Genomic DNA, 21,986 nt, shown 5'->3' with positions numbered 1-21,986 from the left:
ATCTGCCCTTTCGTTCAATCTTGACCTCGCGCCGCAGTTGCGCCATGTGTGCGTCACAGCGGGACAAACACGCCCGCCGCCTCCGGCTCGTTACCGGGCATTCTCCCAATTACACTCCGAACCGGCCCGTACCCTTTTACGCCACGGGCACCTCACCTCGCGGAATCCCCATGAAGCTCGCCGAACTCAAGGCCAAATCCCCGACCGACCTGCTCAACCTCGCCGAGGAACTGCAGGTCGAGAACGCGTCGTCGCTGCGCAAGCAGGACATGATGTTCGCCATTCTCAAGGCCTATGCCGAGAACGACCAGGCGATCCATGGCGACGGCACGCTGGAAACCCTGCCCGACGGGTTCGGCTTCCTGCGCAGCCCGCAGAGCAACTACCTCCCCGGGCCGGATGACATCTACGTCTCTCCGGCGCAGATCCGCCGATTCGGCCTGCGCACCGGCGACACCGTCGCCGGCGAGATCCGCGCGCCCAAGGAAGGCGAGCGCTATTTCTCGCTGCAGAAGGTCGACACGATCAATTTCGAGGCGCCGGACGCGGTGCGCCACCGGATCAATTTCGACAACCTCACCCCGCTCTATCCCAACCAGCGCCTGCGGATGGAAGTCGAGGACGCGCCGCCGCCGGCCAAGGGCCAGCAGAAGGACTACACCGCCCGGGTGATGGATCTCATCGCCCCGATCGGCAAGGGCCAGCGCGCCCTCATCGTCGCCCCGCCGCGCACCGGCAAGACGGTAATGCTGCAGAGCATCGCCACCTCGATCTCAGCCAACCACCCCGAAGCCTTCCTCATCGTGCTGCTGATCGACGAGCGCCCCGAGGAAGTGACCGACATGGCCCGCACCGTGAAGGGCGAGGTCGTCGCCTCCACCTTCGACGAACCGGCGACCCGCCACGTCCAGGTCACCGAGATGGTGCTGGAAAAGGCCAAGCGCCTCGTCGAGCACAAGCGCGACGTGGTGATCCTGCTCGACTCGATCACCCGCCTCGCCCGCGCCTACAACGCGGTCGTCCCCTCCTCGGGCAAGGTGCTCACCGGCGGCGTCGATGCCAACGCCCTGCAGAAGCCGAAGCGCTTCTTCGGCGCCGCGCGCAACATCGAAGAAGGCGGCTCGCTCACCATCATCGCCACCGCGCTGATCGACACTGGCAGCCGCATGGACGAGGTGATCTTCGAAGAGTTCAAGGGCACCGGCAACTCCGAACTCATCCTCGACCGCAAGCTCTCCGACAAGCGCACCTTCCCGGCGATCGACATCACCAAGTCGGGCACCCGCAAGGAAGAGCTGCTGGTGGAGCGCGCGACGCTGTCGAAAATGTGGGTGCTGCGTCGCATCCTCAACCCGATGGGCCCCGGCGAGGCCATGGACTTCCTGCTCGACAAGCTCAAATACAGCAAGACCAACAACGACTTCTTCGAGGCCATGAACACCTGACCATGTCACCCTACGCACTGCCGCTGGCCGAACTGGCGCTCGCCAACTTCATCGGCATCATCAGCCCCGGCCCGGCCTTCCTGCTGGTCAGCCGGGCAGCGGCCGGGCGCGGCAGGGCGGCGGGCTTCGGCCTCAGCCTCGGTGTCGCCATTGCGGCCACCACCTGGGCCGCCGCCGCCTGCTTCGGCGTGTCCCTCGTAATGGCCCGTTTCGCAACGCTCTATGAGGCGATCCAGATCGCCGGCGGCCTGTATCTGGTCTGGATCGGCATCAGCGCCTGGCGCGCCCCGCCGCCGAAGCTCGACCTTGCCGGCCCCGCCGGCAATGGCAGCTTTGGCTTCCTGCGCGCCGTCGCCACCGGCGCAGCACTCAATCTCGGCAATCCGAAGATCGTGATCTTCTTCACCAGCATCTTCGTTGCCCTGTTGCCCGCCCATATCCCGCTCTGGATGACCTTTGCCGCCATCGCGGTCGTCGGCTTGCAGGAAGCCGCCTGGTATTGCCTGGTCACCCTGCTGTTCTCCGGCGCCCGCGTCCAGCGCGCCTATCGCCGCGCCGGGCTGTGGATCGAGCGCACCGTCGGCACGCTGCTGATCGCGATCGGCGCACGCATCCTCGGCGCGGCGGTGTAATCCGCTCGCCGAAACGTTTTGCAATCACCCGACCACCCCCTATATCCCGCCCAGAATCCAGACGGAGACATTCCTATGCCCGACGCCAACCAGCCCACGGATTACAAGGTCCGCGACATCACACTCGCCGACTGGGGCCGCAAGGAAATCTCGATGGCTGAAACCGAAATGCCGGGCCTGATGGCCCTGCGTGCGGAATTCGGGACATCAAAGCCGCTCAAGGGTGCGCGCATCGCCGGCTGCCTGCACATGACGATCCAGACCGCGGTGCTGATCGAAACCCTGGTCGATCTCGGCGCCACCGTCCGCTGGTCGTCCTGCAACATCTTCTCGACCCAGGACCACGCCGCCGCCGGTGTGGCCGCCGCCGGCGTGCCGGTCTTCGCCTGGAAGGGCATGAACGAGGAGGAATTCTGGTGGTGCATCGAACAGACGGTGCGCGGCCCGGACGGCTGGACGCCGAACATGATCCTCGATGATGGCGGCGACCTCACCAAGCTGATGCACGACAAATACCCCGAAATGATGGCCGACATCCGTGGCATTTCCGAGGAAACCACGACCGGCGTGCATCGCCTGCGCGAAATGGCGCGCGACGGCTCGCTGCTCTGCCCCGCCATCAACGTGAACGACAGCGTCACCAAGTCGAAATTCGACAATCTCTATGGCTGCCGCGAAAGCCTGGTCGACGGCATCCGCCGCGGCACCGATGTGATGATGGCCGGCAAGATCGCCGTCGTCGCCGGCTTCGGCGATGTCGGCAAGGGCTCGGCCGCCAGCCTGCGCAATGCCGGCTGCCGCGTGATGGTGACCGAAATCGACCCGATCTGCGCCCTCCAGGCGGCAATGGAAGGCTACGAAGTCATCACGATGGACGAGGCCGCGCCGAAGGGCGACATCTTCGTCACCGCCACCGGCAATATCGACGTCATCACCGCCGACCACATGCGGGCGATGAAGCACCGCGCCATCGTCTGCAATATCGGGCACTTTGACTCCGAGATCCAGATCGAGAGCCTGCGCAATTACAAGTGGGAAAACGTGAAGCCGCAGGTCGACGAGGTCGTCTTCCCCGACGGCAAGCGCCTGATCGTTCTCTCCGAGGGCCGGCTGGTCAATCTCGGCAACGCCACCGGGCACCCCTCCTTCGTCATGTCGGCGAGCTTCACCAACCAGGTTCTCGCGCAGATCGAGCTGTGGAACGCACCGTCCGGCCGCTACGAGCGGAAGGTCTACGTCCTGCCCAAGCATCTCGACGAAAAGGTCGCGGCCCTGCATCTCGAGAAGGTCGGCGCCAAGCTGACGAAGCTGAGCCGGGCGCAGGCGGAGTATATCGGCGTCGAGGCCGCCGGCCCCTTCAAGCACGACGACTACCGTTACTGAGGAGATGACGGAGATGGGCAGCTTCATCGCAGTCATGGCGCTCGCCGCCCTGTTCGGCGGCATGCTGTTCTTCGGCGGGGTGATGACCCCGCTGGTCTTCTCGAAACTGCCGCCGGACGTGGCCGGCCCGTTCATCCGGGCCGCCTTCCCGCGCTACTACCTGTTCATCATTGTCACCTCGGCGCTTGCCGCCATCGGCCTGCTGATCCGCGGCAACCCGTGGTACGCGCTGCTGGCGGTGATCGTCACCGGCGTCACCCTCTGGCTCTGGCTCGAATGGATGCCGCATCTCAATGCGGTGCGCGACGCTGGCAATCAGGTCGATTTCCAGCGCGGCCACCGGCTTTCGGTCTGGGTCAACGCCGTCCAGTTCGTGATCGTCTTCGTCCTGCTGGCCGGCCTCGCCGTCTGATTTTTTTGAAATGGCAAAGGCTTGTGAGCGGCTTTTGATCTTCCGGATCAGGGGTCGCTCACATCCCGCATGAGTCGAGCCTGATCAGCGGTGCGCGACGCTGGCAATCAGGTCGATTTCCAGCGCGGCCACCGGCTTTCGGTCTGGGTCAACGCCGTCCAGTTCGTGATCGTCTTCGTCCTGCTGGCCGGCCTCGCCGTCTGATTTTTTTGAAATGGCAAAGGCTTGTGAGCGGCTTTTGATCTTCCGGATCAGGGGTCGCTCACATCCCGCATGAGTCGAGCCTGATCACCCGCACGATCGCGCCTTCCGGCTCGGCCGGCGAATTTGGTGCGCGCAGCAGCAGCGCATCGGCCTGCGCCAACCGGCTCAGCATCGCCGAATCCTGCACCGGAAACGGCGTCACGCTCCAGTCGCCCGCCGCATCCCGCGCCAGCGTCGCCCGCAGATGGTCCGCCCGATGATCGTTCGCCGCCAGCGCCACGGTGCAGCGCGCGGCTTCGGTCGGCGGCGCATCGTCCGCCCGCCCGGTCAGCCGCGCGATCGCCGGGCCGAGGAACAGCACCGCGCAGACCAGCGCTGACACCGGATTCCCCGGCAGCCCCAGCACCGGCACGCCGCCCAGCATCCCCGCCATCAGCGGCTTGCCCGGCCGCATCGCGATCTTCCAGAAATCGACGTCGAGCCCCCGCTCGGCCAGCCCCGCCTGCACCAGGTCATGCGCGCCGACGCTCGCCCCCCCGGTCGTCACCAGCAGGTCGGCCCGCGCCGCCGCTTCCGCCGCCGCCCCGATCGCGGCGCGATCGTCCGGCGCCACCGGCAGGATCATTGCCTCGCCACCCACCGCACGGATATAGGCCGCCAGCGCGTGCGAATTGGAACTGACGATGCCGCCCGGCGGAATCGGCTCGCCCGGCATGGCGATCTCGTCGCCAGTCGCCAGCACCGCGACAACCGGCCGCCGCCGCACCGCGAGCCAGGGATGGTTCGCCGCCGCCGCCAGCCCGACATCACGCGCGCCCAGCACCCGCCCCGGCGCCAGCAGCGTCTCGCCGGCAGCGAAATCCTGGCCCGCCCGGCGGATATGCCGCCCCGGCCGCGCCGCCTCGCGCAGCGTCACCGAGGCGTCGTCATGCTCGGTGTCTTCCTGAATGATGATAGCGTCCGCCCCGGCCGGCACCACGCTGCCGGTGAACAGCCGCACCGCCTCGCCCGGCCCCACCGTCCCCGCGAACGGGTGCCCTGCCGGCGCCGCGCCAATCACCCGCAGCCGCGTCCCCGCCACGCCATCGGCGGCGCGCAACGCGAACCCGTCCATCGCCGAAACGTCATGCGGCGGCTGGGTCAGCCGTGCGACCACCGGCTCGGCCAGCACCCGACCCGCAGCCGCCGCCAGCGGGACGATTTCCGCGCCGGTCGGCGCCATCAGCGCCAGAATCCGCGCTCGTGCCTCCTCGACGCTGATCATCGCTTACTCCTGTCTGAAATCGCCCGATTTCCCGCCGGACTTGCGGATCACCCGCAGCCCCTCGATCCGCATCTCCCGCTCCGCCGCCTTCAGCATGTCATATACCGTCAGCGCCGCGACCGAGGCCGCGGTCAGCGCCTCCATCTCCACCCCGGTCGGCCCGGTGGTCTTCACCGTCGCCGCGATGCGGATGCCCGGCAACGCCGCATCCGGCTCCAGCTCCACGATCACCCCGGCAATCGCCAGCGGATGGCAGAGCGGGATCAGCTCCGAGGTCCGCTTCGCCGCCATGATCCCGGCAATCCGCGCCGTCGCCAGCACGTCGCCCTTTTTCGCCGTGCCCGCGGTCACCAGCGCCAGGGTCTCCGCCCGCATCGTCACGTGGCAGGCGGCGCTGGCTTCCCGCGCCGTCTCGGCCTTGCCCGAGACATCGACCATCCGCGCCGCCCCACGCTCGTCGATATGGGTGAGGCTCATGCCCCGAGCCCGAGCAGCCGGCGCGTCGCGGCGACGATGTCGCCCTGCCGCATCAGGCTCTCGCCGACCAGGATGCCCTGCACCCCCACCGCCTTCAGCCTGGTGATGTCGGCATAGTCGCGGATGCCGCTTTCCGCGACCACAAAGCGCTCCGGCGGGATCTGCCCGGCCAGCCGCTCCGAGACCGCAATATCGGTCTGCATCGTCTTGAGATTGCGGTTGTTGATGCCGATCAACCGGGCCTGCAGCCCAAGCGCGCGATCAAGCTCCGCCTCGTCATGCACTTCCACCAGCACGCTCATGTCGAGCGCGCTCGCCAGCTCCTCGAACGCCCGCGCCTGCTCGTCGCTCAGCGCCGCCATGATCAGCAGGATGCAGTCCGCCCCCATCGCGCGGCTTTCGTAGATCTGCCACTCGTCGAGGATGAAATCCTTGCGCAGTACCGGCAGGTCCACCGCCTCGCGCGCCGCCTGCAGATGCGCCACCTCGCCCTGGAAATATTTCCGGTCGGTCAGCACCGAAAGGCACACCGCCCCGCCCTCCTGATAGGCGCGGGCAATCGCCGCCGGGTCGAAATCAGCGCGGATCAGCCCGGCCGAGGGCGACGCCTTCTTGACCTCGGCGATCAACCCGGTCCGCCCGGAGGCCGCAGCATCCATCAGTGCCCGGGCGAAGCCGCGCGGCGGCGGCGCATCCTTCGCCCGTGCGCGCATCTCCTCAAGCCCGGTCTCCGCTTTCGCCGCCTCAACCTCGGCTAGCTTGTCGGCGCAGATCGTCTTCAGCACGTCCTGTTCGATCGTCTCGTTCATTGGATCAGGCCATTTCCCGGGTTGTTGCCGCGTCTGCCGCCGTGCCGGCGCGGCGCAGCCGCTCCAGCGCCGCCGCGGCGGCACCGTCATCGATCGCGCGGGCCGCGAGTGCCGCGCCCTCGCGCAGGGTTTCCGCCCGCCCTGCAACTATCAGCGCCGCCGCCGCGTTCAGCAGCACGGCATCGCGATACGCGCCGGGCGCGCCGGCGAGCAGGTTGCGCAGCGCCGCGGCGTTGTGCGCGGCATCGCCGCCGATGATCGCCTCCAGCGGCGCGCGGGCAAGCCCGGCATCCTCGGGGGTCACCGTCATCTCGACGATCCGCCCGCCCTCGAGCGAGACGACATGGCTCTCCCCGGCAATGGTCAGCTCGTCCAACCCCTGGCCATGCACCACCATCGCCCGCTCGGTGCCGAGCCCGGCCAGCGTCTCCGCCATCGGTCGCGCCCAGGCGGGGTCGAACACGCCCACCAGCTGCCGCTTCACCGAGGCCGGGTTGGCGAGCGGGCCCAGCAGGTTGAAGATCGTGCGGGTGCCGAGCGCGATCCGCGCCGCGGCGGCATGGCGCAGCCCCGCATGGTGGCGCGGCGCGTAGAGGAACACACAGCCCGCCTCGCGCAGGATCGCCGCCAGCCGCTCGAAGGGCGGCTCCACCTTCACGCCGAGCGCGGTCAGCACATCCGCCGCCCCAGCACGCGAGGAGAGCGCGCGGTTGCCGTGCTTGGCCACCGGCACGCCGGCGCCGGCGAGCACGAAGGTCACCGCGGTCGAGATGTTGAGCGTGCCCACGCCATCGCCGCCGGTGCCGCAGACATCGATCGCCCCAGGCGGTGCCGCAATCGGCCGCATCCGCGCGCGCATCGCCCGCACCGCGCCGGTCAGCTCCGCCACCGTCTCGCGCCGCACCCGCATCGCCATCAGCATCCCGGCGATCTGCGCGTCATTCGCCTTGCCGTCGATCACCGCGCCGAACGCCGCCTCGGCCAGTTCCTCGGACATCGTCTCGCCCCGCCCCAGCCGGTCGAGCACCGGCTTGAGATCGGCGAGAATCTCGCCCGCCCCCTGGTTCCGCCCGCGAGCGATGCCAAGGAAGTTGCGCAGCAGCGTGTGCCCGTGCGCGGTGGCGATGCTCTCGGGGTGGAACTGCACGCCGAAGATCGGCAGGTCGCGGTGCCGCAACCCCATGATCAGCCCGTCCTCGGTGAAGGCGGTGGGGATCAGCGACTCCGGCAATCCCTCGCGCTCGACGATCAGCGAGTGATAGCGCGTCGCCTCGAACGGGTCGGGCAGCGTCTCGAACACGTCCGACCCCTGGTGCCGGATCGGCGAGATCTTGCCATGCATCGGCACCGGCGCGCGCACCACCCGCCCGCCGAAGGCCTGGCCGATCGCCTGGTGCCCGAGGCAGACGCCGAGAATCGGCACCTTGCCGGCCGCCGCCGCGATGAGGTCGAGGCAGATCCCCGCCTCGTTCGGCGTGCATGGCCCGGGCGAAAGCACGATCGCCTCCGGCCGCATCGCCAGCGCCTCCTCCACGCTGATCCGGTCGTTGCGATGCACCGCGCATTCCGCCCCGAGATCGCCGAAGAACTGGACGAGGTTGAAGGTGAAACTGTCGTAGTTGTCGATCAGCAGGATCATCGTGCCGGCGCCTCGTTGGGGGTGACGTACTGGCCGGCATCCTCGGCGGCGCGGAACAGCGCGCGCGCCTTGGCGTGGCTCTCGGCAAGCTCGGCGTCGGGGTCCGAATCGGCGACGATGCCGACCCCGGCCTGGACATAGAGCCGCCCGTCCTTGATCAGCGCGGTGCGCAGCGCGATGCACGTATCCATCGTTCCGTTGGCGGCGAAATAGCCGATGCACCCGCCATAGAGCCCGCGCCGCGAGGGCTCGAACTCCTCGATGATCTCCATCGCCCGCACCTTCGGCGCGCCCGAGAGCGTGCCCGCCGGGAAGCCGGCGATCAGCGCGTCCAGCGCGTCGGCCTCGGGCCGGATACGGCCCTCGACATTCGAGGAGATGTGCATCACGTGCGAGAACCGCTCGATCACGAAACTCTCGGTCACGTTGACCGAGCCGATCTCGGCGACGCGGCCGATATCGTTGCGCGCGAGATCGAGCAGCATCAGGTGCTCGGCGCGCTCCTTCGGGTCTTCCAGCAGCTCGGTCTCCAGCGCCTCGTCCTCGGCGCGCGTCGCCCCGCGCCGGCGGGTGCCGGCGAGCGGGCGGATCGTCACCGTGCCGTCGCGCAGCCGCACTAGGATCTCAGGGCTGGAACCGACCGCCTGGTAGGCGCCGAAATCGAGGAAGAACAGGAACGGCGCGGGGTTGATCCGCCGCAGCGAGCGATACAGCGCGAAAGGCGGGAGCGTGAATTCCTGCTCGAAGCGCTGGCTCGCCACCACCTGGAACACGTCGCCGGCGGCGATGTAGTCCTTGCCCCGCAGCACCATCGCGCGGAACTCGTCCTCGCTCATGTTCGAACTCGCCGGCCCGGCCGGCGCGGCATGGCCGGGCAGCGCCGGCGTCGGCCGGTCGAGGGCCGCCATCGCCGCCTCGATCCGCCCGGTCGCGAGGCTCCACGCCTCCGCCGCCGAAACCCCCGCGCGCGGCCAGACCGGGGCGGCCAGCGTGATTTCGTCGCGCACCGAATCGAAAATCGCGAACACCCCCGGGCGCATCAGCACGCCATCGGGAATCCCGAGCACGTCCGGCTTTTCCGCCGGCAACTCCTCCATCAGCCGCACCATGTCATAGCCGAGATAACCGACCAGCCCGCCGGTCATCGGCGGCAGATGGTCCGGCAGGTCGAGCCGCGTCGCCGCGATCAGGTCGCGCAGGCTCTCGAAGGCCGGGCGCGGATCGGCCGCATAGCCTTCAGCATCCGCGGCCGGATCGCAGTTCACGCTGACCTCGCCGCGGTCGCACCGCCAGATCAGGTCCGGTGCGAAGCCGATCACCGAATAGCGCCCGCGCGCTGCCCCACCCTCGACGCTTTCGAGCAGGAAGGAATGCGCCGTGCCATGCGCGAGCTTGAGGAAGGCGGCGACCGGCGTGATCAGGTCGGCGGCGAGCAGGCGCCAGGCCAGCGCGCCCCGCCCGGCATTATAGGCGGCGCGGAAACGGGCGTGCTGGTTGGTCTCGGATGTCATCTCGCTGGCCTCAATTGCTGATCTGGTTCAACAGCTTGGTGTTGATCTTGACATGGTCGCGCTGGCGCAGCGCCGCGGCATAGGTCTGCAGCACGTCGTTCTGCATCGACTGCCCGAGCGACTCGGAAATGCGCTGGCGGAACGCCTCGTTGCTGCCCGGCTTCGGCTCGGCGATGTCGGTCACCACACCGACGACGAACCCCGCCTGCGTCTGCACCATGGTGGGCTCGCCTTTCTTCAGGCTGAACGCCACCTGGGCGAGTTGCGGCGGCACGCCCTTGGCCGGCTTCGCGCGCGTCATCGGTGCCGCGGTCGTTACCGTCAGCCCTGCCGCAGAGGCCGCTGCCGCCAGGCTCTTGCCGCCCTTCACCGCGGTCAGCAGCTTCGCCGCCGCGACCTCTTCCTGCCGCTCCACCTGCGCGCCGGTCCAGTCGGCCAGCACATCGGCCTTCACCTTGTCATAGGGCTTGAGCGCCGGCTTGATGATCCGGTGGACTGCGATGGCATAATAGCTATCGCCCGGCCCGCTCACCGCCTGCGGGGTATTGCCGGGGGCAGTGTCGAAAATCGCCTTGACGATCGCCTGCCGCAGCGCCGCTGGCCCGGGAATCCCCGCCGGCTTGCCGTCCACCGTCATTCCCTGGCGGTCCACGCTCACCTGCGCCTGGGCGAGATGCAGGCTCGCCGGCAGCTTGCCGAGTGCGGTGCTGCCCGCCAGCGCATCCTGCAGGTGGCTCAGCGTATTGTCCACCACGTTGCGCGCCTTGCGCAGCTGGATCTCGGCGCGGATCTGGTCCGTCACCGCGGAGAGCGGCTTGTCGCCGCCGGCAACCGCCTTGGTAACCCTGAACACGTAGATGCCGAGCGAACCCTTCACCGGAGCGGAGACCTCATCCGGCGTCGCCGCGAATACCGCCTTGGCCAGCGCCGCCGAGGGCAGGTCGGAGGGTTTCGCGTCGGTCATGACGACAGCGGTGGCACTCGCCGCCGCCGCCGCCTTCTGCACCGCCGCCCAGTCGGCCCCGCTTTTCCAGGTCTTCGCCAGCTCGGCCGCGCTCTTCGCGTCCTCCGCTGTGACGATCTCGACGGTCCGCTTCGGCGCCTGCGCGAATTTCGCCTTCTCCTGCTGGTATTGCGCCGCGATCTCGGCCTGCGTCACCGTCTCGCCCCTGGCGATCAGCGCCGGCGACAGCACCACCACGTCGGCCACGCGCAAGGCCGGCGTCGAGAACCGCTCCGGATGATCCCGCCAATAGCGCCGCAGCACGGTCTCGGCCGGGGCCGGCGGCGGGGTGGCGTCGGCGAGCGGCAGTGTCGCGAACTGCACCGTCCGCTCCTGCGCGGCATAGGCGAAGATCTGGTCGACCAGCGGCGCCGGCGCGTTCACCCCGGCGGTCAGCGCATCGATGATCTGCGACGATTTCAGTCCGCTGGCGATCTCGGCCATGAACGCCGCCGGCGTCAGGCTGTGATTGGCGAGCACGGCGTTGAAGGTCGCCTTGTCGAACTTGCCGTCCGGCCCGTGAAAGGCCGGGATCGCGAAAACCTGCTGGCGGATCGCCGAGGGCGGTGCCACCACCCCCATGCGCCGCGCCTCGAGCTGCATCGCCGCGCGGTCGATCGCCGAGCCCAGCGCCTGATCGGCGAACAGCCGACGCTCGCCCTTGCTCGGTTCGCGGCCGCTGTTCCGCGTCGCGTAGGCGTTCAGCGTGCGCTGGTAGTCTGCATTCACCGCCTCGATCTTGATCGGCTGCCCGCCCACGGTCGCGATCGCGTCGGAGGCGCCGATGCCCATCACCACGCTGGAGACGCCCCAGAACACGAACACGCCGATCAGCACGACGAAAAACGCGCGCACGATCCAATTGTCGAGCAGTTGGCGGATCATCGAAAGCATGCGGCAGCAACCTCATCCAGCGGGAAAGCCGCGTCTTACCACGGGCGCGCCCGATTGCCACCCGGCCCCGCCTCGTCTACCTCCTTCGCGCCATTGCAAAGGGAGACGCGGATGCCCCAGCTGATCGCCGGAAACTGGAAGATGAACGGCACACTCGCCGGCATCGCCGCCTATGCCGAAACGCTGCGCGCCACGTCCCCGGGTGCGGAGCTGCTGGTCTGCCCGCCGGCGCCGCTGATCGCCCCGCTGCGCGCTGCCCTCGCCGGCGCCCCGGTCGCCCTCGGCGCGCAGGATTGCGCGGTACAGCGCTCCGGCGCGCACACGGGCGATCTGTCGGCCGATCTGCTGGCCGAACTCGGCGCCACCCATGTCATTCTCGGCCATTCCGAACGCCGCGCCGATCATGCCGAATCCTCGGCCATCGTGCGTGAAAAGGCGCGCACCGCGATCGCCGCCGGCCTGATCCCGATCATCTGCGTCGGCGAAACCGAGGCGGAGCGCGATTCCGGCGAGGCCGAAACCGTGGTCCGCGCGCAGCTCGCCGGCAGTCTGCCGGAGGAGCTGGCGGGCCAGACCGTGCCCGGCGTCATCGCCCCCGGGATCATCGCCTATGAACCGGTCTGGGCGATCGGCACCGGCCGCACCCCCACCGATGAGGATGTCGCGGCGATGCACGCCTCGATCCGCGCTGCCCTGCGCCGCCAGCTCGGCGCCGCCGGGGCGACGATGCCGATCCTCTATGGCGGCTCGGTCAAACCCTCCAACGCGGCTGCCCTGCTCGCTCTGCCCGAGGTCGGCGGCGCCCTGGTCGGCGGCGCCAGCCTCAAGGCAGAGGATTTCCTCGCGATTGCCTCCGCCGCCCCGCGGGACTAGAGCACGTCCCGATCCCGGTGGATCGGATGTCGTGCTCTATCTTGACTGGTCATCAGAGCATCGACCCGACAATCGGATGTCCAGACCCCGCCGGGCGGTTCCATCCGGCGGGCTGATGCTCTAGAACCCGCGCGTCACTCCGAAAGGCCGCCACGCTCCCATGATTACCGTTCTGCTCGTCCTCCAGGCGTTCATCACCATTGCCCTGATCGGTGTCGTGCTGATCCAGCGCAGCGAGGGCGGCGGCCTCGGCCTCGGCACCAGCCAGGGCATGGGCAGCTTCATGACCGGGCGCGGCACCGCCAACCTGCTCACACGGGTCACCGCGGTGCTGGCGACGCTGTTCATGGTGCTCTCGCTGGTTCTCGCCCTGCTCTACCGGCACAGCGGCGGCGGCTCGGCCGAGGCGATCCTGAACGCGCCGTCGCCGGCAGGCCCGGCAAGAAACGCCGCCCCCGCCTCGCCGCTCGCCCCGCTGCCGCCGGTCCCTGGCGAATCGGCTCCCGCGGCGCCGGTTGCTGCCCAGAAGGCGACATCCCAGGCGGCGCCATCCAAGACGGCCCCCCCCGCAAAACCCGCACCGAGCGCCCCGGCGCCGACAAAGCAGTAATGCGAATCTCCTCTTTTGCCCGGCGCGGGGTTTTGCACCGCGCCGCCCTCTGCTATGGCGAAGGCCCATGACCCGGTATGTCTTCATCACCGGCGGCGTGGTTTCCTCGCTCGGCAAGGGTATCGCCTCCGCCTCCCTCGGCGCGCTGCTTCAGGCCCGCGGCTATTCGGTCCGCCTGCGCAAGCTCGACCCCTATCTCAACGTCGATCCGGGCACGATGAGCCCGTACCAGCACGGCGAGGTCTTCGTTACCGACGACGGCGCCGAGACCGATCTCGATCTCGGCCATTACGAGCGCTTCACCGGTGTGCACGCCACCAAGTCGGACAACGCGACGACCGGCCGCATCTATTCCGAGGTCATCGCCCGCGAGCGCCGCGGCGATTATCTCGGCGCCACCGTGCAGGTGATCCCGCACATCACCGACGCCATCAAGCAGGCCATCCTGCGCGACACCGCCGGGCTCGATTTCGTCCTCGTCGAGATCGGCGGCACGGTGGGCGACATCGAGAGCCTGCCCTTCCTCGAAGCCATCCGCCAGCTCGGCAACGAACTCGGCTCGCACGATGCGATGTTCGTCCACCTCACCCTGGTGCCCTACATCCCGAGCGCCGGCGAGCTGAAGACCAAGCCGACCCAGCATTCCGTCAAGGAATTGCTGAATGTCGGCATCCAGCCGCACATGCTGATCTGCCGTTGCGACCGCCCGATCCCCGAGGGCGAGCGCCGCAAGATCGCACTGTTCTGCAATGTCCGCCCCGAGGCGGTGGTCCCCGCCCTCGACGTGAGCACGATCTATGAGGTGCCGATCTCGTATCACGAGGCCGGGCTCGACCGCGAGGTGCTCCGCCATTTCAGCCTGCCGCACGATGCCGAGCCCGATCTCGATCGCTGGCGCCACATCGTCGAGACGGTGCACAACCCGGAGGGCGAGGTCACCATCGCCGTCGTCGGCAAATACACCAACCTGCTCGACTCCTATAAGTCGCTCGGCGAAGCGCTGACCCATGGCGGCATCGCCAACCGGGTGCGGGTCCGGCTCGACTGGGTCGATTCCGAAATCTTCGAGCAGCCCGGCGCCGTCGCCCGGCTCGACGGGGTGCACGGCATCCTCGTCCCCGGCGGCTTCGGCGAGCGCGGGACCGGCGGCAAGATCGAGGCGGTGCGCTTCGCCCGCGAGCGCAACGTCCCCTTCCTCGGCATCTGCTTCGGCATGCAGATGGCGGTGATCGAGGCGGCGCGGAATCTCGCCGGCCTGCCCCAGGCCTCCTCCACCGAATTCGGCCCCTGCGAGGTGCCGGTGGTCGGCCTGCTCACCGAATGGGCCCGCGGCAACGAGATCGAGCGCCGCGCCGCCGAAGGCAATCTCGGCGGCACCATGCGCCTCGGCGCCTATGCCGCCACCCTGGTGGAGGGCAGCCTCGTCCGTGCCGTCTATGGCGACGCCGCGACGATCGAGGAACGCCACCGCCATCGCTACGAGGTCAACATCCACTACCGCGAGCGGCTGGAATCCGCCGGCCTGCGCTTCTCCGGCCTCTCGCCGGACGGGCTGCTGCCGGAAATCGTCGAATACCCCGACCATCCCTGGTTCATCGGCGTGCAGTACCACCCCGAGCTGAAATCGAAACCCTTCGACCCGCATCCGCTCTTCGCCGGCTTCATCGAGGCGGCGGTCAAGCAGATGAGGCTGGTATGATCATGAAGACGGTCGAGATCGGCGATCTGCGCGTCGGCAACGACCTGCCCTTCACCCTCATCGCCGGCCCCTGCCAGATCGAGAGCGCCGAGCATGCGGGCGAGGTCGCCGGCGCGCTCGCGGCGATGACGCGCGAGCTTGGCATCGGCCTGATCTTCAAGTCGAGCTACGACAAGGCCAACCGCACCTCGCTCACCGCCGGGCGCGGCGTCGGCATGGCGCAGGGGTTGCAGATCCTCGCCGATATCCGGGCGAAATTCGGCATCCCGGTGCTGACCGACGTGCACGACGCCGCCCAGTGCGCCCCCGCCGCCGAGGCGGTGGACGTGCTGCAGATCCCCGCCTTCCTCTGCCGCCAGACCGACCTGCTGCTGGCTGCCGGCCATACCGGTCGGGCGATCAACGTCAAGAAGGGCCAGTTCCTCGCGCCGTGGGACATGCGCAACGTCGCCGCCAAGATCGCCAGCACCGGCAACGAACGCATCCTGCTCACCGAGCGCGGCGCCTCCTTTGGCTACAACACCCTGGTCTCCGACCTGCGGGCTTTGCCGATCATGGCGCAGACCGGCTATCCGGTGGTATTCGACGCGACCCATTCGGTCCAGCAACCGGGCGGCCAGGGCACCGCGTCGGGCGGCCAGCGCGAATTCGCCCCGATCCTCGCCCGCGCCGCCCTTGCGGTCGGCTGCGCCGCGGTCTTCATCGAATGCCACCCGGATCCCGACCGTGCGCCCTCCGACGGGCCGAACATGATCCCCCTGGCGGAGATGCCCGCCCTGCTCGCCCGCCTGCTCCGGTTCGACCGCCTGGCCAAATCGGCCTGACCCGCGCCGCTCCCGGCGCGGCGGACTGGTCTGGACCGCGCCGCTCCCGGCGCGGCGGCGCCCTCAGCGTCCCCGCATCATTTCTCGACGAACGCCTTCTCGATCACGTATTCGCCGGGGCGGGACGAACTGCCCTCGGTAAAGCCGCGCCGCTCCAGCAGCTGCACCATGTCGTCGAGAAAGACAGGGCTGCCGCAGAGCATCACCCGGTCGCCCTTGGGCGCGAGCGGCGGAAGGTCGATCCCCGGGCCGAAATTGCCGGTTTCGAGAATCTGGGTGATCCGCCCGTTATGCCGGAACGGCTCGCGCGTCACCGTCGGGTAATAGAGCAGCTGTCTGGAGACCTGCGGGCCGATGAACTCGTCCGCCGGCAGGGTCTTGGTGATGTAATCCTCATAGGCGAGGTCGCTGATGTGCCGGCAGCCATGGATCAGCACCACCTGGCTGAACCGCTCGTAGATATCCGGCTCGCGGATGATGCTCATGAACGGCGCGAGCCCGGTGCCGGTGCCCAGAAGATAGAGACGCTCGCCGGGGTGCATGTTGTCGGCCAGCAGTGTGCCGGTCGGCTTGCGCCCCACCAGCACCGGATCGCCCGGCTTGACGTGCTGCAGCCGCGAGGTCAGCGGTCCGTCCGGCACCTTGATGCTGAAGAATTCCAGATGATCGTCATAGCTTGCGCTGGCCATCGAATAGGCCCGCAGCAGCTTCTTGCCCTCGACCTCGAGCCCGATCATGGTGAATTGCCCGGCGATGAAGCGGAACGCCGGATCGCGGGTCACGGTGAAGCTGAACAGCCGATCGGTCCAGTGATGGACCTGGGTGACGGTTTCGGTATTGAAGGCGCTCATCTGTCGGGAAAACTCCGTCGTTCGTCCGTCCGGCGTCACCGGATGTTCATGATCGGCCCTGTTAATTGCGGAGGGAGGCGGCGATATCAAGCCCGGGCGGGGCAGATCTGCCCATGGCAGCGCTGCAAGCGCCTCCCACCCCTCGACAAGACCGGCCGGTTTGGCCAAAAACCGCGCAGATCAAGGAGACGAACCAATGACTCAGACCTACGTGGACGCGGCGGGCCTGCGCGTCGCCGCCGAGCTTCACCAGTTCATCGAGACCGAGGCGCTGCCCGGCACCGGACTCGCGCCGGCTTCCTTCTGGCAGGGTTTTGCCGATCTGGTCGCCCGCCACGCCCCCCGCAACGCCGAGCTGCTCGCCGAGCGCGACCGTCTCCAGGCCGCGATCGATGACTGGCACCGCTCCCGCCGTGGCCAGCCGATCGACCCCGCCGCCTACGAGGCCTTCCTGCGCGAGATCGGCTATCTCAAGCCCGAGCCCGGCGCGGTGAAGGTCACCTCGGCGCGCGTCGATCCCGAAATCGCCGCCATCGCCGGCCCGCAGCTCGTCGTGCCGGTGATGAACGCCCGCTACGCGCTGAACGCCGCCAATGCCCGCTGGGGCAGCCTCTACGACGCGCTCTACGGCACCGACGCCATTTCCGAATCCGGCGGGCTCGAGCGCGGCAAGGCCTATAACCCGCAGCGCGGCGCCGCCGTCGTCGCCCGCGGCCGCGCCTTCCTCGACGATCATTTCCCGCTGGCGACCGGCAGCCACGCCGATATCCGCGCCTTGCGCGTGCACAACGGCCATCTCGCCGCCGTGCTCGAAAGCGGCGAGACCGGCCTCAAACACGCCGACCAGTTCGTCGGCTATCGCGGCGACGCCGCCGCCCCCACCGCCATCCTGCTCCGCCATCACAACCTGCATGTCGAGATCGCGATCGACCCGACCAGCCCGATCGGCCGGACGGACAAGGCCGGCATCGCCGACCTCATCGTCGAATCCGCGATCAGCTCGATCATGGACGCCGAGGACAGCGTCGCCGCCGTCGATGCCGAGGACAAGGTGCTGGTCTACCGCAACTGGCTCGGCCTGATGGCCGGCACGCTGGAGGAACAGGTCGAGAAGGGCGGCAAGACCTTTACCCGCGCCCTCAACCCCGACCGCGCCTACACCGCGCCGGACGGCTCGACCCTCACCCTTCCCGGCCGGGTGCTGATGCTGGTCCGCAATGTCGGCCACCACATCTATACCGACACCGTCCTCGATGCCGCCGGCAAACCGATCCCCGAGACGATGCTCGACCTCGTGGTGACCTCCCTCTGCGGCCTGCATGACATCCGCCGCACCAGCGGGCTGCGCAACTCCCGCGCCGGCTCGGTCTACATCGTCAAGCCGAAGATGCACGGCGCCGACGAGGTGGCCTACGCCAACAGCCTCTTCGCCGCGACCGAAGCCCTGCTCGGCCTCGCGCCGGACACGCTGAAAATGGGGATCATGGACGAGGAGCGCCGCACCTCGGCCAATCTCAAGGCCTGCATCGCCGCCGCCGCCAGCCGCATCTTCTTCATCAACACCGGCTTCCTCGACCGCACCGGCGACGAAATCCACACCTCGATCGAGGCCGGCCCGATGATCCGCAAGAACGAGATCAGGAATACGCCCTGGATCAAGGCGTATGAGGACCGCAACGTCGATATCGGCATCGTCTGCGGCCTGCCCGGCCACGCCCAGATCGGCAAGGGCATGTGGGCCGCGCCCGACGCGATGGCGGCCATGCTCGACCAGAAGGTCGGCCACCCCCGCGCCGGCGCCAATACCGCCTGGGTGCCCTCGCCCACCGCGGCCACGCTGCACGCCCTGCACTACCACATGGTCGATGTCGCCGCCCGCCAGGCCGAACTGGCCTCCCGCCCGATGGGCTCGCTCACCGACCTGCTGACCATCCCGCTGGCCGACCGCCCGAACTGGCAGCCGGACGACATCCAGCAGGAGCTCGACAACAACGCCCAGGGCATCCTCGGCTACGTCGTCCGCTGGATCGACCAGGGGATCGGCTGCTCCAAGGTGCCGGACATCCACAACGTCGCGCTGATGGAAGACCGCGCCACCCTGCGCATCTCCGCCCAGCACATCGCCAACTGGCTGCATCACGGCATCGTCTCCGAGGCCCAGGTGATGGAGACGATGAAGCGCATGGCCGCGGTGGTCGATGGCCAGAACGCGGGCGACCCGGCCTATCGCAACATTGCGCCGGGCTTCGACGGTATCGCCTTCCAGGCGGCGTGCGACCTCGTTCTCAAGGGTCGCACCCAGCCGAACGGCTACACCGAGTTCATCCTGCACGACCGCCGGCGCGAGGCCAAAGCCTCCGCCTGATCTTTTGCTCCGCCGCCGCGTCCGCACCGGGCGCGGCGGTGCACGCTCTCCGCACCCTCAGCGGCAGCGGGCGATGTCAGGAGGAGTAGAGGATCAGCTTCGCGTGGGCGTCGGGTCGATCGCGTTGGCGCAGGCATCGCTCGGCGCCGCCGCCACCGGCCCCACCAGCGGGATGATCTTCAGCCCCGCCGATGTCACCCGGCACGGCGCCGCCGCCAGCCCGCAGCCCGAAAGACCGCCGGCAAGGCCGGCGAACAGCGCCACCAGGGAGGCGCAACGCAGAATTCCTGTTTTCATGATCGCATCGAACCAAACCCGGGCGGTCCGCGTCAATGCCCTGGCGCCTCGCCATCGCCGTGCCGGCGCCGCACCGTTCACCGCAGCGTTCGCGGTGCCCCGCCCGCTCATACGCGCACGGCATGAGTATTAGCCGCCACCCGGATGTTCCGGCGCCACCCGCGGCGACCCATCTCCGTTGCAAGCGGGCGCGTCCCGCATCACCAACACGGAGTTTTTCCATGCGCACAAGAACGATGATCACCGCCGCCCTCGCCATCATGGTCGGCATAGCCCCGGTCGCGGCACAGGCCATGCCGGCCGCAAGCGGGCCGCAACAGCAGCAGGGCGCCACGGTCCAGAGCCTGTCCCATACCGGCGGACGCACGGCATTCACCCATCAGCTGAAATCGATCCAGCGCCTCGAATCGCGCAACTGATCCCGATCGCCGCATCTGATCGGATAAAGATGCTCTATGCCCCGCGTTCGAGTGCGGCGGCGACGTGCTGGGCAAACCGGTGCGCCGTCGCCGAGGCGCCGGGCAACTCGATCAGCGCGATCTCGGTATCGGCGAGCGGCGGCAGCCGGTCGCCCTGCGGCAACGGCGTCAGGAAATCCGGGCACATCTCCCGCGGCAGCACGGCGACGCCGAGGCCGGCGCGCACCGCTGCCTGGGTTCCGGCAAGGCTGGTCGAGGTATAGGCGCAGCGCCAGGGGCAGCCGATCGCATCCAGCGCCGCGACGGCCCGCCGCCGATATACGCAGGGCTGCGGCGAGACGATCAGCGGCACCGGCCCCTGCCCGGGGACCGAAAGCCGGTCCCGCGCCACCCAGACCAGCGGCTCGCGCCAGACCCGCGTGCCCTCCAGCGCCACATCCGGCTCCCGCTTGACCAGCACGAGATCGAATCGCCCGGCCCGGAACCCCTCCTCCAGGTTGAGCGTCAGATCGCAGGTCACTTCCAGCTCGACTCTCGGATGCGCATCCACGAAGGCCGCCAAAACCTTCGGCAGATGCACCGTGGCGAAATCCTCCGGCACGCCGAGCCGCACCAGCCCCGCGACTTCCGGCTCCAGCAGATCGGCAAGCGCCGCATCGTTCAGCCGCAGCAGCTGCCGCGCATGCCCGAGCAGGCGTTCCCCTTCGTCGGTCAGGCGCAGATGGCGCGGCCCGCGCGCGAAGACCGGCCGGCCGAGCATGTCCTCAAGGCGTTTCATCTGCAGGCTAACGGCGGATTGCGTGCGCCCCAGCATCTCCCCGGCGCGGGTGAAGCCGCCCGCATCGGCGATGGTCACGAAACTGCGCAGCAGGTCGAGATCGAGGGTGCGAAGGGGCATCGGCATCTCATCATTAATTTTTCCAATGCTTGAGATATCGATAACTCGTTTCACAAATCAATGCCCTTGTCATACCGGATTGCGGGAAGGAGCCCGCACATGGATTTTTCTTATCTTCCCGCCTGCTTCGCCCTTGGTGGCGCCGCCTTCGCCGCGGCGGATCGCAGCGGCGAGCGCAGCCTGCGGCGCGCGGAACGCGCCGGCTGGGCAAGCCTCGCCGCCGCGGCCGGGCTGATCGCGCAGCTTTGGGCCGCACCCGGCCCGGCCGACGGACTCGCCGCGAGCCTCACCCTGCTCACCAGCTTCGTGGGCGCCGTGGTGCTGTCCTTCTCCACCCGTTACATGCGCGCCGATCCGCGCCGCCGTGCCTATGCAACGCGGGTTTCGCTGCTGCTGGCCTCGGTTCTTGTGCTCGTCCATGCCGGCAATGCGCTGGTGTTCCTGCCGGTCTGGGTCGCCAGCGGCCAGTTGCTTGCCGGGCTGATCGGCCATGCCGGGACGCCCGCCGCCGCGGCTGCCGCGCAGCAGGCACGGCGCGCCTTCGTGATCGGCGATGCGGCACTCCTTGCCGCCCTCGCCCTGCTCGGCGCCCATACGGGCTCGCCGGACATTGCGGCGATGATCAACGGCGCCGCATCGCTGCCGGCCGCGCTCCAGGGCCTTGCCGCCGGCCTGCTCCTCCTCGCCGCGATGGCCCGCTCGGCCCTGCCGCCGTTCTCCGCCTGGCTGATGCGCTCGATGACGGCGCCCACCCCGGTCTCCGCCCTGATGCATGCCGGTCTCGTCAATGCCGGGGGCTTCCTGCTGATCCGCTTCGCCGCCGTGCTCGCCGCCGCACCGGCGGTGCAGGCGCTCGCCATCGGCGCCGGCCTGTTCGCGGCATTCTGGGGCGGCTTCCTCCAGCTCGTCCGGCCGGAGATCAAGCAATCCCTCGCCGGATCGACCATCGCGCAGATGGGCTTCATGATCCTCACCTGCGGCCTCGGCGGCGATGCCGCGGCGCTCTGGCACCTCTTCGCGCACGGGCTGTTCAAGGCCTGGCTGTTCCTCGGTTCCGGCGCCGCCATCGGCCCGGTGCTGCGGCCAGCGCGGCCGCAGGGCGCAGCCATCACCGCGATCGCGGCACTGCTCGCCCTCGCTGCCATCGCCTGGCTCGATGCTCATGGCCTGGTCACCGGCGCGGCGCTGCTGCCCACCGCCCTGGCAATCGCCACCGGGGTTGGCGCCACCCTCTCGGCCGGCACGAAGCGGATGTTCCTGCTGCTGCCCGTCCTGTCGGGCTTGTACCTCGCCGGGCTCGGCGCGACCGAGGCGCTGCTCGCCGCCCCACCCACCGCGTCCCCCGGCGGCGATGGCCTCGTGTTCGCGCTCGCGGCCCTCTTCCTCGCCGGCGGCGTCGCGCAGGCGCTGCTGCGCCAGGGCGGAACCGGCCTGCCCCGCCCGCTGCATGTCCGGCTGCTGAACGCCTGAAAGGACC

The 21,986-nt window shown here is 68.9% G+C and carries 20 protein-coding genes; 11 read left to right on the top strand and 9 right to left on the bottom strand.

The features are described from left to right. Positions 1-170: 170 nt before the first annotated feature. The 4 genes from rho (at position 171) to HUW10_RS17870 (ending at position 3,872) form a co-directional block, all read left to right on the top strand. Complete coding sequence (rho, locus tag HUW10_RS17885) at positions 171-1,445, top strand: transcription termination factor Rho (RefSeq protein WP_174504703.1); 1,275 nt, start codon at positions 171-173, stop codon at positions 1,443-1,445. A 2-nt stretch (positions 1,446-1,447) separates the two neighbouring features. Further along, on the top strand, positions 1,448-2,077 hold the full coding sequence (locus HUW10_RS17880; RefSeq protein WP_174504702.1) for a LysE family translocator: 630 nt from the start codon (positions 1,448-1,450) through the stop codon (positions 2,075-2,077). A gap of 75 nt (positions 2,078-2,152) precedes the next feature. Beyond that, positions 2,153-3,460, top strand: coding sequence for an adenosylhomocysteinase (gene ahcY / locus HUW10_RS17875; protein WP_174504701.1), 1,308 nt, complete (start codon positions 2,153-2,155; stop codon positions 3,458-3,460). Positions 3,461-3,464: 4 nt separating this feature from the next. Then, a complete protein-coding gene (locus tag HUW10_RS17870; RefSeq protein WP_236656494.1) occupies positions 3,465-3,872 on the top strand; it encodes a DUF4149 domain-containing protein in 408 nt (135 codons plus the stop codon). A gap of 262 nt (positions 3,873-4,134) precedes the next feature. Here HUW10_RS17870 and glp read toward each other — a convergent pair whose 3' ends face one another. The 6 genes from glp to HUW10_RS17835 are packed head-to-tail and all read right to left on the bottom strand — an operon-like array spanning position 4,135 to position 11,673. Further along, a complete protein-coding gene (gene glp / locus HUW10_RS17860) occupies positions 4,135-5,340 on the bottom strand; it encodes a gephyrin-like molybdotransferase Glp (RefSeq protein WP_174504700.1) in 1,206 nt (401 codons plus the stop codon). Positions 5,341-5,343: 3 nt separating this feature from the next. Then, positions 5,344-5,817, bottom strand: coding sequence for a cyclic pyranopterin monophosphate synthase MoaC (moaC, locus tag HUW10_RS17855; protein ID WP_174504699.1), 474 nt, complete (start codon positions 5,815-5,817; stop codon positions 5,344-5,346). Further along, the gene (trpC, locus tag HUW10_RS17850) at positions 5,814-6,626 is read right to left on the bottom strand and encodes an indole-3-glycerol phosphate synthase TrpC (protein ID WP_174504698.1); all 813 of its coding nucleotides are present in this window, start codon (positions 6,624-6,626) and stop codon (positions 5,814-5,816) included. The genes moaC and trpC overlap by 4 nt, the downstream gene beginning before the upstream one ends. A gap of 4 nt (positions 6,627-6,630) precedes the next feature. Further along, complete coding sequence (locus HUW10_RS17845; RefSeq protein ID WP_174504697.1) at positions 6,631-8,265, bottom strand: bifunctional anthranilate synthase component II/anthranilate phosphoribosyltransferase; 1,635 nt, start codon at positions 8,263-8,265, stop codon at positions 6,631-6,633. Further along, positions 8,262-9,776 (bottom strand): anthranilate synthase component I, encoded by a 1,515-nt coding sequence (trpE, locus tag HUW10_RS17840; RefSeq protein ID WP_174504696.1) that lies wholly within the window; start codon positions 9,774-9,776, stop codon positions 8,262-8,264. Before trpE ends, HUW10_RS17845 begins: the two co-directional genes overlap by 4 nt. 10 nt (positions 9,777-9,786) lie before the next feature. Further along, positions 9,787-11,673, bottom strand: a complete 1,887-nt coding sequence (locus tag HUW10_RS17835; protein WP_174504695.1) for a peptidylprolyl isomerase — start codon at positions 11,671-11,673, stop codon at positions 9,787-9,789. A gap of 111 nt (positions 11,674-11,784) precedes the next feature. Between HUW10_RS17835 and tpiA the strand changes: the two genes are divergently transcribed. The 4 genes from tpiA to kdsA all read left to right on the top strand — a co-directional run bounded on the left by tpiA (position 11,785) and on the right by kdsA (position 15,679). Continuing rightward, positions 11,785-12,546 carry a triose-phosphate isomerase gene (gene tpiA, locus HUW10_RS17830; RefSeq protein WP_174504694.1) on the top strand — a complete coding sequence of 254 codons (762 nt, stop codon included), beginning with the start codon at positions 11,785-11,787 and terminating at the stop codon, positions 12,544-12,546. Positions 12,547-12,706: 160 nt separating this feature from the next. Next, complete coding sequence (secG, locus tag HUW10_RS17825; RefSeq protein WP_174504693.1) at positions 12,707-13,156, top strand: preprotein translocase subunit SecG; 450 nt, start codon at positions 12,707-12,709, stop codon at positions 13,154-13,156. Positions 13,157-13,223: 67 nt separating this feature from the next. Next, on the top strand, positions 13,224-14,855 hold the full coding sequence (locus HUW10_RS17820) for a CTP synthase (RefSeq protein WP_174504692.1): 1,632 nt from the start codon (positions 13,224-13,226) through the stop codon (positions 14,853-14,855). Beyond that, complete coding sequence (kdsA, locus tag HUW10_RS17815; protein ID WP_174504691.1) at positions 14,852-15,679, top strand: 3-deoxy-8-phosphooctulonate synthase; 828 nt, start codon at positions 14,852-14,854, stop codon at positions 15,677-15,679. The genes HUW10_RS17820 and kdsA overlap by 4 nt, the downstream gene beginning before the upstream one ends. 77 nt (positions 15,680-15,756) lie before the next feature. Here kdsA and HUW10_RS17810 read toward each other — a convergent pair whose 3' ends face one another. Further along, a complete protein-coding gene (locus HUW10_RS17810; protein WP_174504690.1) occupies positions 15,757-16,530 on the bottom strand; it encodes a ferredoxin--NADP reductase in 774 nt (257 codons plus the stop codon). A 196-nt stretch (positions 16,531-16,726) separates the two neighbouring features. Here HUW10_RS17810 and HUW10_RS17805 point away from each other — a divergent pair, with 196 nt between their 5' ends. Further along, a complete protein-coding gene (locus HUW10_RS17805; protein WP_174504689.1) occupies positions 16,727-18,895 on the top strand; it encodes a malate synthase G in 2,169 nt (722 codons plus the stop codon). A gap of 93 nt (positions 18,896-18,988) precedes the next feature. Here HUW10_RS17805 and HUW10_RS17800 read toward each other — a convergent pair whose 3' ends face one another. After that, complete coding sequence (locus HUW10_RS17800) at positions 18,989-19,192, bottom strand: DUF6726 family protein (RefSeq protein ID WP_174504688.1); 204 nt, start codon at positions 19,190-19,192, stop codon at positions 18,989-18,991. Between the two features lie 221 nt (positions 19,193-19,413). On the opposite strand from HUW10_RS17800, the gene HUW10_RS17795 reads away from it, so the two are divergent. Then, a complete protein-coding gene (locus HUW10_RS17795) occupies positions 19,414-19,611 on the top strand; it encodes a hypothetical protein (protein WP_174504687.1) in 198 nt (65 codons plus the stop codon). A gap of 34 nt (positions 19,612-19,645) precedes the next feature. On the opposite strand, the gene HUW10_RS17790 is transcribed toward HUW10_RS17795, so the two are convergent. Next, the gene (locus HUW10_RS17790) at positions 19,646-20,509 is read right to left on the bottom strand and encodes a LysR substrate-binding domain-containing protein (RefSeq protein ID WP_174504686.1); all 864 of its coding nucleotides are present in this window, start codon (positions 20,507-20,509) and stop codon (positions 19,646-19,648) included. Between the two features lie 99 nt (positions 20,510-20,608). On the opposite strand from HUW10_RS17790, the gene HUW10_RS17785 reads away from it, so the two are divergent. Next, positions 20,609-21,979 (top strand): proton-conducting transporter membrane subunit, encoded by a 1,371-nt coding sequence (locus tag HUW10_RS17785; RefSeq protein WP_174504685.1) that lies wholly within the window; start codon positions 20,609-20,611, stop codon positions 21,977-21,979. Positions 21,980-21,986 lie beyond the last annotated feature (7 nt).

The sequence above is a fragment of the Acidiphilium sp. C61 genome (genome assembly GCF_905116885.1).
Taxonomy (GTDB): domain Bacteria; phylum Pseudomonadota; class Alphaproteobacteria; order Acetobacterales; family Acetobacteraceae; genus Acidiphilium.
This window is presented reverse-complemented; position numbering and strand designations above follow the sequence as displayed.

Bases quoted from the DNA above. Each gene is read 5' to 3' on its own strand.
- trpE (WP_174504696.1), bottom strand. From the start codon at position 9,776: ATGACATCCGAGACCAACCAGCACGCCCGTTTCCGCGCCGCCTATAAT.
- tpiA (WP_174504694.1), top strand. From the start codon at position 11,785: ATGCCCCAGCTGATCGCCGGAAACTGGAAGATGAACGGCACACTCGCC.
- moaC (WP_174504699.1), bottom strand. From the start codon at position 5,817: ATGAGCCTCACCCATATCGACGAGCGTGGGGCGGCGCGGATGGTCGAT.
- ahcY (WP_174504701.1), top strand. From the start codon at position 2,153: ATGCCCGACGCCAACCAGCCCACGGATTACAAGGTCCGCGACATCACA.
- HUW10_RS17800 (WP_174504688.1), bottom strand. From the start codon at position 19,192: ATGAAAACAGGAATTCTGCGTTGCGCCTCCCTGGTGGCGCTGTTCGCC.
- HUW10_RS17870 (WP_236656494.1), top strand. From the start codon at position 3,465: ATGACGGAGATGGGCAGCTTCATCGCAGTCATGGCGCTCGCCGCCCTG.
- secG (WP_174504693.1), top strand. From the start codon at position 12,707: ATGATTACCGTTCTGCTCGTCCTCCAGGCGTTCATCACCATTGCCCTG.
- HUW10_RS17820 (WP_174504692.1), top strand. From the start codon at position 13,224: ATGACCCGGTATGTCTTCATCACCGGCGGCGTGGTTTCCTCGCTCGGC.
- HUW10_RS17810 (WP_174504690.1), bottom strand. From the start codon at position 16,530: ATGAGCGCCTTCAATACCGAAACCGTCACCCAGGTCCATCACTGGACC.
- kdsA (WP_174504691.1), top strand. From the start codon at position 14,852: ATGATCATGAAGACGGTCGAGATCGGCGATCTGCGCGTCGGCAACGAC.
- HUW10_RS17880 (WP_174504702.1), top strand. From the start codon at position 1,448: ATGTCACCCTACGCACTGCCGCTGGCCGAACTGGCGCTCGCCAACTTC.
- trpC (WP_174504698.1), bottom strand. From the start codon at position 6,626: ATGAACGAGACGATCGAACAGGACGTGCTGAAGACGATCTGCGCCGAC.
- HUW10_RS17835 (WP_174504695.1), bottom strand. From the start codon at position 11,673: ATGCTTTCGATGATCCGCCAACTGCTCGACAATTGGATCGTGCGCGCG.
- HUW10_RS17805 (WP_174504689.1), top strand. From the start codon at position 16,727: ATGACTCAGACCTACGTGGACGCGGCGGGCCTGCGCGTCGCCGCCGAG.
- HUW10_RS17845 (WP_174504697.1), bottom strand. From the start codon at position 8,265: ATGATCCTGCTGATCGACAACTACGACAGTTTCACCTTCAACCTCGTC.
- rho (WP_174504703.1), top strand. From the start codon at position 171: ATGAAGCTCGCCGAACTCAAGGCCAAATCCCCGACCGACCTGCTCAAC.
- HUW10_RS17785 (WP_174504685.1), top strand. From the start codon at position 20,609: ATGGATTTTTCTTATCTTCCCGCCTGCTTCGCCCTTGGTGGCGCCGCC.
- HUW10_RS17795 (WP_174504687.1), top strand. From the start codon at position 19,414: ATGCGCACAAGAACGATGATCACCGCCGCCCTCGCCATCATGGTCGGC.
- HUW10_RS17790 (WP_174504686.1), bottom strand. From the start codon at position 20,509: ATGCCCCTTCGCACCCTCGATCTCGACCTGCTGCGCAGTTTCGTGACC.
- glp (WP_174504700.1), bottom strand. From the start codon at position 5,340: ATGATCAGCGTCGAGGAGGCACGAGCGCGGATTCTGGCGCTGATGGCG.